Genomic DNA, 12,338 nt, shown 5'->3' on the forward strand with positions numbered 1-12,338 from the left:
CCGTCCTGTCATCCGTCTCGCGTATCGATCACGCATGCCGGCCATGCCGCAGGCGCGGGATCAGCCCGACCGTTGCCCCTTCGCCACAGAAGGCGCACCCGCCTGCGTCCCGGCAGGCGGCGGCAACGGCGCATTGTCCCGCCCCGAATAGCGCGAGATCACCTGCCGCACCCCACCCGCCGCCTCCTGCGCGGCGGCCAGCGCGACTTCGCCCCAATGGCCGTCCAGCGAATGGGCGTCGATATCGTGAAGCTGCGTGGCCGCCCCCGATTCCTTGCCCTGCGCATCCACCACCCGCCAGACCAGTTGCAGATGCTGCTGCGGATGGCCGGAACCGCCGGGAATGACCTCGCTGACCGTCACCACGCACGAGACGGTAAAATCGGCATCGCGCGGATTGTCCTGCACCGCATCCTCGGCATCCCGCAGCGCGCCCACGAACGCCTGGGCCAGCGCCACATTCCCGTCCCCCGGCGCCCCTTTCACCCCGGAGAAATAGACCCGCGCCGCACGATGCTTCAGGCTGTGCGGGTCCAGCGCCATCTGGTCGGCCTGAATCCCCGTCAGCGCCCCCGCGATCGCCAGCGCAAGCTGGCGCGCCGACCCACGCAGCGCCTCCACGTCGCCGGCAGCCCAGGCGGCAGCGGGCACCCCCACGCCCTCACCCGCGTTCCGCACCACGCCGGCCGGCGTCATGATGCTGTAGGTCGGCACCACCATGCCGCCCCGCGTCTCCGCGCCCAGCCGCAACCACCAGTCGCCGGGCCGCACGGGCTGGGCCATCGCCGGCACGGTCTGTTCCAGCAGGGCGGCGGCCATGTCGCGGCTCCACTCCCGCGCGGCGGCATCGGTCAGCAGCGCCGCCGCCGGCAGCGGAATCGCCAGCCGCGCGGGCGGTGCATTCCGGGCCAGCGACCGCCCGACCTGCCCCGGATCGCGAAACGGATGCGGCACGTCCAGACACCCGGACAGGAGCAGCAGACCGGCCGCACCGGCCAGCCCGGCGAGACGACGAAGGGGAAACACGCAAATCATGCCAGACCTGTAGCACCAGCCGGCGCGATGACCGAAATCTGGTGCCCGATCGGCCCGCCCCCCGCCAGCGTCCGGCGCCGATGGCTGAAGAACCGTGCCGCGTCGGCCAGCGTATCGACCCCCAGGGCCACCGCCTCGCCGACCCCCGCTCCCCGCAGGCGCGCCACGCAATACCCCGCCAGATCGAACTGGAAATGCTCCACCCGCCGACCGGCGTGAAAGAACGCTTCCGCCGCCGGATCGGCCGCCAGCGCCTGCGCGCGCATGTCGGCCCCCACCTCGTAACTGTCCAGCCCGATGCAGGGGCCGACGACCGCCCGCACCTGCGCGGCCGCCGTCCCCAGCGCCGCCATGGAAGCCAGCGTGGCTTCCAGCACGCCGCCCACGGCCCCGCGCCAGCCGGCATGCGCCGCGCCCACCACCCGACCGTCCGCCGAGGCAAACAGTACCGGCCCGCAATCGGCGGTAATCACCCCCAGCGCCAGCCCCGGCCGATCGGTCACCATCGCATCGGCCGCCGCCCCCTGCCCGACGGGCCAGGGCGCCGTCACCGTCACCACCCCATCGCCATGCACCTGCGTCACGCCCAGCAAATGCGCCGGCGCCACGCCGATGGCCCGCGCCACCCGCCGCCGGTTTTCCGCCAGCGCCGCCGGATCGTCGCCCGAACGGGTCGAGCAGTTCAGGCTGGCATAAGGCCCCTGCGACACCCCGCCCTGCCGGGTAAAGAATCCATGCGGCACGCCATCCAGCAGCCCATGCCGCAGGATCGCGGCAGACGGAATCGTCCCGGCCTCCCGCACGATATCCTCCTGGCTCATGGCGTCCTCCCTCCTCACCGTGCGTCCCCGCCGGCGGGCGCGACGGCAAAACCCGGCGGCACCGGCAATCCCGGCGATGTCACCGCCAGCGCCCTGAACAACCGCCCCATCCGGTCCGGCGCCGCCAGCCGCTGGGCGGCATCCTGAATGGCGTGGGCTTCGACCGGCGACCGGTTGCGCGCCAGTTGTCCGGCCCGCGCGAAAAGACCCAGTTCCGCCAGCAGCGCCCCCTGCGTCACGCTGCCATGACACGCCGCCCCCGTTGCCGCACGCGCGAAAGCCGCAAAATCAACATGCGCCGTCAGGTCGGCCAGTCCCGGATCGGCCAGCGGCCAGGCCGGCTGGCCATCGCGCAGCGCCTGCAATGTGTCGCCCCACAACGCGCCGTCATACCCATAATCAATGAACAAAGCCGTACCGACCGACCGGGCGAACCGAGCCGCCACCAGCCGCGCCACACCCAGCGCGTCGGGGCAGCACTCCAGGATCTCGCCCTCGGGCACCGGCCGGTCGAACGGCCCTTCCGGCAGGTCCACCGCCGGCAGCGTCACGAACCCCACCCCATCCACGAACCGCTCGTCCCAGCCCGCCTCGGTCCGCACGAACTGCCGGATCGGCAAGGCATCGAGAAATTCATTGGCCAGCAGGATCATCGGCCCGTCGGGCAGCGCCGCGATCGTCTCATGCCACGCCACCGGATGCGCCGTCCGCCCCGCCAGCGCCGCACGCTGCACGTCGCACAGACGGGGCGAGGTCTCGACCAGATGCACGCGCGCCGCGCCATGGCAATCGGGCGCCACCCGCGCCAGCAACCGCGTCATGTCGGCCATCAGCGTCCCGCGCCCCGGCCCGGCCTCGGCGAGGATGAACGGATCGGGCCGTCCCATCCCCTGCCAGGTCACGGCCACCCACGCCCCGAGAATCTCGCCGAACATCTGCGAAATCTCGGGCGCGGTGATGAAGTCCGCAAACGGGTCCCGCCCGGCATAATAGGCCGCATTGGCCCGCGCCATGAACCGGTCCAGCCGTTCCGGCGCGGCACCGCTCACGAATGCTCGCCTTTCACGGCCTCGGCCGGCATCAGGACCGGGCAGGGCGGCTTCAGCATCGCCTGCGCCATCAGCCCGGCACCGGCAATCGCCATCGGAATGCACAGAAGCTGCCCCATCGTGGTCCCGAACGGCAGGAACCCGATAAAGGCGTCCGGCTCGCGGAAAAACTCGCAGAAGCTGCGCGCCAGCGCATAGCCGAACAGGAACAGCCCGGCCAGAAAGCCCGGCCGCTCGCGAATCCGCTCGTGGCGCGCCACCAGCCACATGACGGTGAACAGCACCGCGCCTTCCAGCAACGCCTCATAGAGTTCGGAAGGATGACGCGGCTCCGGCCCCGCCTGCGGAAAGATCATCGCCCACGGCAGGTCGGCCGGCGCGGCCCGCCCCCACAATTCCCCGTTGATGAAGTTCGCGATCCGCCCCAACCCCAGCCCCATCGGCACCACGATGGTCACCCGGTCGGAAAAGGCCAGGAAACTCAGCCCGTTGTGCCGGGCGAACAGCGCCAGCGCCACCACCACCCCCAGCGCCCCGCCATGGAACGACATCCCGCCATGCCACACCTGCAACGCGGCCAGCGGATGCGCCAGATAGACCTGCGGCTGATAGAACAGGATGTAGCCCAGCCGCCCACCGAGCACGACGCCCAGCGTGGCCCAGGTCAGGAAATCATCCACCTGCTCGGGCGTACCGGCGCGCGGCGTCAGCGTGACCAGATGGCGCACCAGCCGCCAGCCCACCAGCAGCGCGGTGATATAGGCCATGGCGTACCAGCGGATGGCCAGCGGCCCCACATGCACCATGACCGGATCGAATTGCGGAAAGATCAGTACAGGCAGCATGCGGCGTCCTTCGACGTCGAGGGGGGCAGGAACCGGGCGAACGTCACAGATAGGCGTCGGCGGTGGCGAGGTAATCATGCACGTAGCGGCGGACCCCGTCCTCCAGCGACGTAAACGGCCGAATATACCCCGCCGCGCGCAGCCGCGTCATGTCGGCGCAGGTATAGGATTGATAATGCCCGCGCAGCGCCTCGGGCATGTCCACGAATGCCACCTGCCGGGCCACGCCGGCCGCGTCGCACACCGCATGGGCCAGATCCAGATAGGTCCGCGCCACCCCGGTACCGCAGTTGAACAGCCCGCCGACATGCGGATTGTCCAGCAGCCACAGCATGACATTGACCACATCCCCCACCCAGATGAAGTCGCGCGCCTGCGCCCCGTCCGCCAGGCCGGGCACGTTCGAGCGGAACAGCGTGGCCGGCCCGCCGCGCATCAGTTCGTCGTATTTCACCTTCACGACCGAGACCATGCCACCTTTGTGGTATTCGTTCGGCCCATAGACATTGAAGAATTTCAGCCCGGCCCACTGCGCCGGCGCGGGCTCGTTTCCGGCCGTCCACGCCTGCACGTGGCGGTCGAACACATGTTTCGACCAGCCATACAGGTTCAGCGGCCGCAACGCCTCCAGCCCCGCCGGATCGTCGGAAAACTGCTCGGGCCGGTCGGCCGCGCCATAGGTGGCGGCCGAGGACGCATAGATGAACCGCACCCCTTCCCGCGCGCACCACTGCCACAGCCGCGTCGACAGATCGACATTGGTGCGCCAGACCAGATCGCCGTCGCGGGCGGTGGTCTCGCTGATCGCCCCCATATGCAGCACGGCGGACACGTCGGGCCGGCTGTCCAGAAAGGCGTCCAGCGCCTCGGGGGCCACCAGCCGATCGGGCGCATGGCGCGCCACATTGCGCCATTTGTCGCCCGTTCCCAGCCAGTCGACGATCACCGTCTCCTCGCCCCGCGCCCGAAGCGCCGCCTGTAGACACGAGCCGATGAAACCGGCTCCACCGGTGATGATGATCATGCCGTCTCTATAAAACAGATCGCGCCACGTTCGAAGAGGCTGTGCGGACTGCGCTTCGGATCGCCACCAGAGCGGATTGCAGACAGCCTCTCCGGCACTCCGATGGACAGTCTCAACCCGCCCCGGCCCCCGCGCCGCAAGCCCGCCTTTCGCATTGCCGGATGGCCTTGCGGCACCGGACTGTCTATATGCTGCGCATGCGATCCCTCGGTCCGCGCTCCCTCCGGCGGGTGCGGGCACAGACCCGGCAGTGAACATAGGAGGACCCGCCATGTCCGACAGGCCACGCTTTTTTGATGATCTCGCCGGTGTCGCCGGCGGCGCGCTCTCGGCCCTGGCAGGCGTGCGCGAGGAGGTCGGCGCCATCGTCCGCGTGCGGGTCGACGAAGCCCTGTCGTCGCTCAACCTGGTCCGGCGCGAGGAATTCGAGGTCGTGCGCGAGCTCGCCGCCCGCGCCCGCGCCGCGCAGGAAGAGTCCGACGCCCGGCTGGCCGCGCTGGAAGCACGAGTCGCCACGCTGGAAGCCGTCATCGCCCCCAACGCGCCGTTTCCGGCCCCCGAGCCGCCGGGCGGGTCGTTCAGCAATTACGCCTGAACGCGCATTTTTTCGTCTCGATCGCCCGCACGCATACGCCCGCGCTTGCCAGCATGGCCAGACCGCCCATAGGGTTGGGGTGTGACCACATTCCCACCCGTGGCGGGAATGACACATGGTCCGGTTTGCAGACGTTCGGGGTCCGACGCACGACGCCGGCCCCCTCCCTCCACGGCCTAGGGGAGTCCCACATGCCTGCCCTCTCCATCTCCACTTCCAAGCACGACGCCAACCCGCTCGACCTGATGGAACAGATCGTCGGCGGATACGAATGGGCGTTCGAACGCCGCAACGATTCGGAAATGGCCGCCGAGGCCCCAGGGAAATGGTGCGACTACGGTCTGTATTTCTCCTGGTCGCGCGAAGTCAGCGCGATGCACTTCACCTGCACGTTCGATCTCAAGGTGCCTCACCAGCAGCGCCGCGCGCTGTTCGAACTGGTGGCCCTGGCCAACGAGCGGTTGTGGATCGGCCATTTCGGCATGGATCTGGAAAGCGGCATGCCGCTGTTTCGTCACGCCGTCCTGCTGCGCGGCGCCCCCGGCGCATCGATGGAAAGCCTGGAAGACATGATCGACATCGCCATCACGGAATGCGAGCGCTTCTATCCCGCCTTCCAGTTCGTCCTGTGGGGCGGCAAAACCCCCACCGAGGCGCTGGAAGCCGCCATGCTCGACTGCGCAGGCGAAGCATGACCGACGAAAAGACTCCGCCCGCCCCGCTCCCCCCGCTGCTGCTGGTCGGATGCGGGCAGATGGGCGGGGCGATGCTGGCCGGCTGGCAGGCGGACGGGCTGGCCCCGTCCGTCATCCTCGACCGGCACCGCGACGACATTCCCGCCCCGCACACGGTCGTCCGGCAGGCCGCCGACCTGCCGGACGATTTCACCCCCGCCCTGATCGTCCTGGCGACGAAACCGCAGAAGGCGGCGGACATCCTGCCGTCCATCGCGCGTTTCGCCCGCCACGCGCCGGTCCTGTCGGTCATGGCCGGCAAGACGGTCGGCGGCCTCACCGCCGCCCTCGCCGCCGCCGGCGCCCCCGGCGCGACCGTCATCCGCGCCATGCCCAACACGCCCAGCGCCGTCGGCCAGGGCATGACCGTCTGCTTCGCCCCCCCCGCCGCGACCGAGGCCGACCGCGCCCTCTGCACCCGCCTGCTCTCGGCGGTGGGCGACGTGGCCTGGGTGGCGGAAGAGCGGCAGATGGACGCCGTCACCGCCGTCTCGGGCAGCGGCCCCGCCTATGTCTTCCTGCTGGCCGAACTGATGGAACAGGCCGGCATCGCCCAGGGCCTGCCGGCCGGCCTGGCCAGGCAGATCGCCCGGCGCACCGTCTCGGGCGCCGGCGCGCTGATGGAACAGTCGGGTCTCGACGCGGCGGAACTGCGCCGCCGCGTCACCAGCCCCGGCGGCACGACCCAGAAGGCGCTGGATGTCCTGATGGCGCCGTCGGCCTGGCCGGCGGAAATGGAGGCGGCAATCGCCGCCGCCGCCCACCGCGCGCACGAACTGGCATCCTGAGCGACGAACTTGCACGCCCCTGCGCCGTAATTTAACCGCAATGAGGACCAAGCCTTCCGGATCGGCCGGATCGGGCCACAGACCAGATGACCGTCAGAAAGCTTATGGATAACGATCAGTTCGACGATGCCCTGCTTCGCGCCGCCATGGAGCGCGCCGCACTTTACGGTTGGGGACGGCTGACCGTCGTCGACGCCGCGCGCGACGCCGGCGTGCCGCTGGACGAGGCCCGGCGCCGCTTTCCGGTCAAGACCGCCATTCTGCTGAAACTGGGCCGGCTGGCCGACGAATCGGCCCTGGTCGATGACGGCAGCACCGGCACGGTGCGCGAACAATTGTTCGACGTGCTGATGCGCCGTTTCGACGTCCTGCAACAATATCGCGAGGGCGTCCGCGCCGTCATGCGCGCCCTGCCGTTCGATCCCGCGCTGGCCCTGTTCCTGGGCGCCACGACGACGGAGAGCATGCGCTGGATGGCCGGCGCCGCGGGCCTCGACCTCTCCGGCCCCGCGGGCGTCCTGCGCCTCCAGGGTCTGATCGGCGTCTGGGCCTACACGATGCGGGCGTGGGAGCGCGACGACACCGAAGACATGTCGCGCACAATGGCCGCCCTCGACCAGGCGCTGGACCGCGCCGGCCGCCTGGGCACCATGCTCGCACGGCGCGGCGCCGCCACGGCGGAGACCGGGCAGAGCATGGACCCGATCGACCCCTCGATCGACCTGCCGCTCGATCCTCTGTCGGACCAACTGTAACCCCCGACGCAGGAACCCTCTTTACGCGGCCCCATCCTTCCCTCTAGAAGGACGAGGCCGACACGATCCGGTCCAATGGGGCGTAGCCAAGTGGTAAGGCAGCGGATTTTGATTCCGCCATTCGGAGGTTCGAGTCCTCCCGCCCCAGCCAAACCGACACTATAAGAGCCCAGCCCCTGCCGGCCCCTTCCCGGTGAAGACACGGGCGGACACCTCCGCACAGGGCCTCTCCACGCCAGAAACACAGCCTTATCATATTGTTTCTGAAAAGAAACATGATATGGAACGATCGCCCGCGCAATCAGGTCGTCACCCCGCCATTCCTGTTCCTGACCGGAACGGCAACCAGCGCGCGCATCCCGATTTCACAATCAGGAAGACATAGGCTCGAAATTTCCAGAATCGTTCCCGGCGGGCCGTCATCACGGCCACGTCCGGCACAGGCGACGCCATCGCCGCGTCGATACCGGAGATCTGAAGAACAGACCCGGCACACTTTCCCCGATCACCCGGCGAAAGCAGTCTTTGCCACATCCGCGTCGCGGGGGGTCACACCCGCGTCACGGGGGCGGGCCACGGCCGCTGGCAGCCATGGCCCAGACGAATCCCCAGACGGATCAGACCGCCTTCTTGAGGTTCGGACTGGCCTTGAAACGAACGGTCTTGCCGGCCTTCACCTTCACCGGCTCGCCGGTGCGGGGGTTCAACGCCTTGCGCGCCTTGGTCTTCTTGACCGTGAACGTCCCGAAAGACGGCAGGGTGAATCCGCCTTCCTTCTTCAGTTCCTTGACGATGGCAGCCATCAGGTCGGACGCGGCCTGGTTGGCGGCGACGCCGGTGCAGTCGATCGAATCCTGAATAACGGCTGCAATAAAGGCTTTGCTCATGTGCTCTCTCTTCTCCTGCCAGGTCCTGGAAATACATCCGCGACGGGCCGAAACCGTTGCGACGCTCCGAAACAGCGGTCGCGGCTTTTAGCGCGCTGTTAAACCTTATGCCACAAAATTCTTCAATGCATGGAGATTCTTGCTGACATGAACAGCGAAATAGCCACCCCTTCCCGAAACTGCCCGATTTCGCGGAAAACTGGACAACAGACGGTGAATGATAACGGACGCGCACCGCTTTTCGTCCGATGACCCGGCCCCGCATCACCTGCCTGTTCGCCCAGTACGATCCGGCGGGCCTGCTGCGCGTCCACACCCGTCATTATCTGGCCGAACTCGCCGCCTGCGGCATGACGGTGCATCTCGCACTCTCGGGCGCCCACCATATCGCACCCGATATCGCCCGTTTCTGCGCCGATCACGGCATCGTCCCTCATACACGGCCCAATCGCGGCCTGGATTTCGGCGCCTGGCAGCATCTTCTGTCCGCCGGCTGCGCCAGGGGCGCCGACAGGGTCCTGTTCGCGAATGACAGCGTATTCGGCCCGCTGAATCCTCTGGCACCGATCCTGGAGCGGATCATGGCGTGCCCCGCCGATGTCTGGGGTCTGGTCGAATCCCGTCATCCCGTCTGGCATCTTCAATCGTGGTTCCTGTGCTTCAGCGCCGACGCGCTCGCCCGCCCGGCGGTCCAGCGCGTGCTGGCCCTCCCGTTCACCGAGATGACCAAACCGGAAATCATCCTGCACGGCGAACTGGGCCTGGGCACGGCCATCCGCGCGGCGGGCCTGCACGTGGCCGCAGCCTGGAGAGACGATGCAAGAGGGCCGCGCCGCCTCGTTCCCGTCAATCCGATGCATGTCGACTGGCTGTCGATCGCGCGCTCGCCCGACTGCCCCTTCATCAAGATCGAACTTCTGCGCGACAATCCCTGCGGCATCGGCTGGATCGGCGCATGGCGCGACCTCCTGGCAACGCGCGATCATTTTCCGGCCGCCTGGATCGACGACGCCCTGCGCGGCCGCCCCGCGTCCGCCGCCATGGCCGGCTGGAAAATCCGGCTGCTGTTTCTCCTGATCAGCCGCGACCGGCCGGCAATCCTGCGGGCCATGCGTTGGCGGCGGTCCGCAACAGTTCCAGCAACGTCACCGCCTGCTGCTGCCACGTAACCAGTTGGCTCTTGCAGGGATTGACATGCCCCGCCAGCCGGTCCGGCCGGTCCAGAAGCTCCGTCACCGCCGCCACAAGCGCGTCCACATCGGCCGTCAGCCCGATCAATGTGCCGTTCACGCCGGCAACGATGTCTTCCGCCTGCCCGCCCGGCGCCGATGCGATCACCCAGACATCGCGGGCCAGCGCCTCGCGCACCGTCAGGCCATAGCTCTCGGGCCAGCTTGACGGAAACAGCAGCACGTCGATGGAGTCGAAAAAAGCGTCGATCGTCGCACTGTCATAAGCCGGCATCACCTCGACGGTGCCCCGCACCCGCCAGTCGGACATTTCGACGGTGTTCATGCCCAGCACCGTCTTGCCGTCCACCAGCCGCAACACCCAGTCTCCACGCTCCAGGGCCTCGAACGCCGCGCGAACCAGCGGATACCCCTTCACCGCCTCGACCCCTCCGACATACCCGAACCGCAGCGGCGCCCCCTCCGGCCGCCGCGTCCTGGGCGTCACGGGCCAGCGGAAGCCGTTGCGATGCACGACGATCCGCGCAGGATCGACACCGTTGGCCAGATGCAGGTCCCGATGCGTGGCACTCGGGCTGAGCAGAAGGGCGGCATCCCGCAGGGCGGCACCCGCCAACGCCGCGCGATCTTCCAGATGCCGCGCATCCGGCCGGCATCGCTGGCAGGCACGCAGGTCGATGCGCTTCTGCCCGCAGAAGCGCCCGTCCTCACGCACCATGAACTGCCTGTCGCACAGCCACCAGGCATCATGAAGCGTGATTACATAAGGAATATTCCTCTCCCGGCACACATCGACCAGCCCCACGCCCAACCCCTGGGTGGCATGAAAATGGACCACATCGGGCCGGAACGCCGCGACATGCTGCGCGAACAGCGCGGCAGCCGCCGGATGATGAAACATCATGATCGGGTCTGCCGTGGACGGCAGGTCCACCGCCACCACCGGCACGCCGTCCTGGTCGTACCGCATCGCCGCCGCCGGACGATCGGGATCGTACACACCCCCCGGCCGCGTGGTGAAAACCGACAACGCGACCCGCCCACTGGCCCGCAGCCGCTCGACCATCTCCACGGCGACATGCGTGGCCCCGCCGAAAGCCCGTGGCGGGTAATAGACATTCACGCACAGCACACGCAGCCGCCCGTCCTGCGCAACCGGCGGCGGGGCACCGAACACGGCCCGCAACTGGGTCTCCGCCACGCGCGCGGGGGCATAGCGCGCACCGACATCGCCTCGCGCCCGCGCGCCCATCTCCCGCCGCAACGCCCCATCCGCCGCCAGCGCCAGTATCGCGCGCGTCCACTCCGCATCCGTCCTGGCCAGCAAGCCGGTCTGCCCGTCAACGATCACATCGGCAAAAGCCCGCCGGGGCGAACAGACCAGCGGCACGCCCACCGCGGCGGCTTCCAGATATTTGATATTGCTCTTGGCATCATTGAAGACGCTGTCTTCCAGCGGCGCGATCGCGATATCCGCGCGCGCCATCAGCGCCAGATAATCCGCATAGGACCGTCCGGCCAGAACCACCACCCGCTCGCCCATCGCCCGCATGGCGGGCGGCAGCGCCAGTTCCCCGACAATCCACAGCACCAGCCGGGGATTTTCCGCCATCGCCGCCATCAGCCCAGGCGCCGCGGCAAGAAAATCGGCATCATGCGTACGGGTGCCCGACCCGTAGATCACGACGACCGGCCCATCACCCTCCGCCTCCGCCCGTGGCGGCAGGCTCAGCCGCGCGGAACGCGCGGCATCCATCGTTTCCGCATCAAGCGCGTTCTCGATAACCCCGACGTCCCGCACCCCGGCATCCCGCATCACCTGCGCCAGGACGGGCGTGGAGGCAATGCCCCGGCGGCACCCCAGCATGCAGGCACGGAACAGTCCCGCCCCGAACAGCAGCCGCGCGCGCTCCTGTTTCGTCAGCATCGCAAGATTGCCGTTGCGGGCATAAAGGTCACGGTCGAAGATCAGATCATCGACTTCCCACCAGGAGGGAACAGCCAGACGCCGCGCCTCCTCCAGCATGACCTGGACCGAGGCGAAAGCCGGCACACGATAGAACACCACGCCGGAACAGAACTGCAACGCGCCCAGCGCATCGGCCGTATGCCGCCAATCCACCACCCGGCAGTCCCAGCCCAGCAGACGCATCTGCTCCACCCGCTGCCAGACACGATATTTCGCACACTGGCTCAGGCTGAGTTCCGCGATGATCAGGATCATGGGCGTCCACGCGACCGGCGCCACCGGCAACGCCGCGTCGCCGTCCCGCGCCCCTGCCGGCCCAACCTCCCCGCGCGGAAAAAGCGCGCGCCCGACATATCCAAGCGCCGGCCCGACCCCGTCACGCCCGATCCGGCCCCACAGCCGCACGATCGCTTCGCTCAGCGGGCGGCCGAACGGATCGCGCCCGCGCGTAGCCGCCCGGATCATCCGCGCCACCCGCAGAAAACGGCCGGTCAGCGCCCGATCCTGCATCGCCATCAGATGGCGCAACTGGTCGAGTTCCGCCCGCAGATCCGCCGCGCGAACCGCCTGAAGCCGCATGCCGGCCTGCCCGATGCCCCGGTCGCCGGCGAGAGGCAGGCTGGAAGCGGAGCCGTCCACGCGCCGC

Annotated in this window: 12 protein-coding genes and 1 tRNA gene; 6 read left to right on the plus strand and 7 right to left on the minus strand. The window is 68.6% G+C overall.

What is annotated here, in order from left to right:
* Positions 1-60 precede the first annotated feature (60 nt).
* Genes HLH25_RS10110 through rfaD form a run of 5 tightly spaced genes read right to left on the minus strand, consistent with a single transcriptional unit; the run spans position 61 to position 4,774 of the window.
* Positions 61-1,035 carry a hypothetical protein gene (locus HLH25_RS10110; RefSeq protein ID WP_182973948.1) on the minus strand — a complete coding sequence of 325 codons (975 nt, stop codon included), beginning with the start codon at positions 1,033-1,035 and terminating at the stop codon, positions 61-63.
* The gene (gene pgeF, locus HLH25_RS10115) at positions 1,032-1,856 is read right to left on the minus strand and encodes a peptidoglycan editing factor PgeF (protein ID WP_182973949.1); all 825 of its coding nucleotides are present in this window, start codon (positions 1,854-1,856) and stop codon (positions 1,032-1,034) included. The genes HLH25_RS10110 and pgeF overlap by 4 nt, the downstream gene beginning before the upstream one ends.
* Before the next feature lie 14 nt (positions 1,857-1,870).
* Positions 1,871-2,905 (minus strand): class I SAM-dependent methyltransferase, encoded by a 1,035-nt coding sequence (locus HLH25_RS10120; protein ID WP_310889090.1) that lies wholly within the window; start codon positions 2,903-2,905, stop codon positions 1,871-1,873.
* Complete coding sequence (lgt, locus tag HLH25_RS10125) at positions 2,902-3,750, minus strand: prolipoprotein diacylglyceryl transferase (RefSeq protein ID WP_182973950.1); 849 nt, start codon at positions 3,748-3,750, stop codon at positions 2,902-2,904. Before lgt ends, HLH25_RS10120 begins: the two co-directional genes overlap by 4 nt.
* Positions 3,751-3,793: 43 nt before the next feature.
* A complete protein-coding gene (gene rfaD, locus HLH25_RS10130; protein WP_182973951.1) occupies positions 3,794-4,774 on the minus strand; it encodes an ADP-glyceromanno-heptose 6-epimerase in 981 nt (326 codons plus the stop codon).
* Between the two features lie 271 nt (positions 4,775-5,045).
* On the opposite strand from rfaD, the gene HLH25_RS10135 reads away from it, so the two are divergent.
* The 5 genes from HLH25_RS10135 (at position 5,046) to HLH25_RS10155 (ending at position 7,797) form a co-directional block, all read left to right on the plus strand.
* Positions 5,046-5,369 carry an accessory factor UbiK family protein gene (locus HLH25_RS10135; protein WP_182973952.1) on the plus strand — a complete coding sequence of 108 codons (324 nt, stop codon included), beginning with the start codon at positions 5,046-5,048 and terminating at the stop codon, positions 5,367-5,369.
* 191 nt (positions 5,370-5,560) lie between these two features.
* On the plus strand, positions 5,561-6,064 hold the full coding sequence (locus HLH25_RS10140; RefSeq protein WP_114729564.1) for a type III secretion system chaperone family protein: 504 nt from the start codon (positions 5,561-5,563) through the stop codon (positions 6,062-6,064).
* Positions 6,061-6,891 (plus strand): pyrroline-5-carboxylate reductase, encoded by an 831-nt coding sequence (gene proC, locus HLH25_RS10145; RefSeq protein WP_182973953.1) that lies wholly within the window; start codon positions 6,061-6,063, stop codon positions 6,889-6,891. Before HLH25_RS10140 ends, proC begins: the two co-directional genes overlap by 4 nt.
* A gap of 104 nt (positions 6,892-6,995) precedes the next feature.
* On the plus strand, positions 6,996-7,646 hold the full coding sequence (locus tag HLH25_RS10150) for a TetR family transcriptional regulator (protein ID WP_182974039.1): 651 nt from the start codon (positions 6,996-6,998) through the stop codon (positions 7,644-7,646).
* 76 nt (positions 7,647-7,722) lie between these two features.
* Positions 7,723-7,797, plus strand: a tRNA-Gln gene (locus HLH25_RS10155).
* 466 nt (positions 7,798-8,263) lie between these two features.
* On the opposite strand, the gene HLH25_RS10160 is transcribed toward HLH25_RS10155, so the two are convergent.
* Positions 8,264-8,533 carry an HU family DNA-binding protein gene (locus tag HLH25_RS10160; protein WP_114729562.1) on the minus strand — a complete coding sequence of 90 codons (270 nt, stop codon included), beginning with the start codon at positions 8,531-8,533 and terminating at the stop codon, positions 8,264-8,266.
* A gap of 248 nt (positions 8,534-8,781) precedes the next feature.
* Between HLH25_RS10160 and HLH25_RS10165 the strand changes: the two genes are divergently transcribed.
* Complete coding sequence (locus HLH25_RS10165) at positions 8,782-9,702, plus strand: rhamnan synthesis F family protein (RefSeq protein WP_182973954.1); 921 nt, start codon at positions 8,782-8,784, stop codon at positions 9,700-9,702.
* Here HLH25_RS10165 and HLH25_RS10170 read toward each other — a convergent pair.
* On the minus strand, positions 9,611-12,331 hold the full coding sequence (locus HLH25_RS10170) for a glycosyltransferase (RefSeq protein WP_310889089.1): 2,721 nt from the start codon (positions 12,329-12,331) through the stop codon (positions 9,611-9,613). The genes HLH25_RS10165 and HLH25_RS10170 overlap by 92 nt on opposite strands.
* Between the last annotated feature and the right edge of the window lie 7 nt (positions 12,332-12,338).

Origin of the sequence: Gluconacetobacter dulcium (assembly GCF_014174165.1) — a bacterium.
Classification (GTDB): domain Bacteria; phylum Pseudomonadota; class Alphaproteobacteria; order Acetobacterales; family Acetobacteraceae; genus Gluconacetobacter; species Gluconacetobacter dulcium.

What these genes read in the sequence shown, in the direction of transcription:
- HLH25_RS10110 (WP_182973948.1), bottom strand. Translation starts at nt 1,035, where the DNA reads ATGATTTGCGTGTTTCCCCTTCGTCGTCTCGCCGGGCTGGCCGGTGCG.
- pgeF (WP_182973949.1), bottom strand. Translation starts at nt 1,856, where the DNA reads ATGAGCCAGGAGGATATCGTGCGGGAGGCCGGGACGATTCCGTCTGCC.
- lgt (WP_182973950.1), bottom strand. Translation starts at nt 3,750, where the DNA reads ATGCTGCCTGTACTGATCTTTCCGCAATTCGATCCGGTCATGGTGCAT.
- rfaD (WP_182973951.1), bottom strand. Translation starts at nt 4,774, where the DNA reads ATGATCATCATCACCGGTGGAGCCGGTTTCATCGGCTCGTGTCTACAG.
- HLH25_RS10135 (WP_182973952.1), top strand. Translation starts at nt 5,046, where the DNA reads ATGTCCGACAGGCCACGCTTTTTTGATGATCTCGCCGGTGTCGCCGGC.
- HLH25_RS10140 (WP_114729564.1), top strand. Translation starts at nt 5,561, where the DNA reads ATGCCTGCCCTCTCCATCTCCACTTCCAAGCACGACGCCAACCCGCTC.
- proC (WP_182973953.1), top strand. Translation starts at nt 6,061, where the DNA reads ATGACCGACGAAAAGACTCCGCCCGCCCCGCTCCCCCCGCTGCTGCTG.
- HLH25_RS10150 (WP_182974039.1), top strand. Translation starts at nt 6,996, where the DNA reads ATGGATAACGATCAGTTCGACGATGCCCTGCTTCGCGCCGCCATGGAG.
- HLH25_RS10160 (WP_114729562.1), bottom strand. Translation starts at nt 8,533, where the DNA reads ATGAGCAAAGCCTTTATTGCAGCCGTTATTCAGGATTCGATCGACTGC.
- HLH25_RS10165 (WP_182973954.1), top strand. Translation starts at nt 8,782, where the DNA reads ATGACCCGGCCCCGCATCACCTGCCTGTTCGCCCAGTACGATCCGGCG.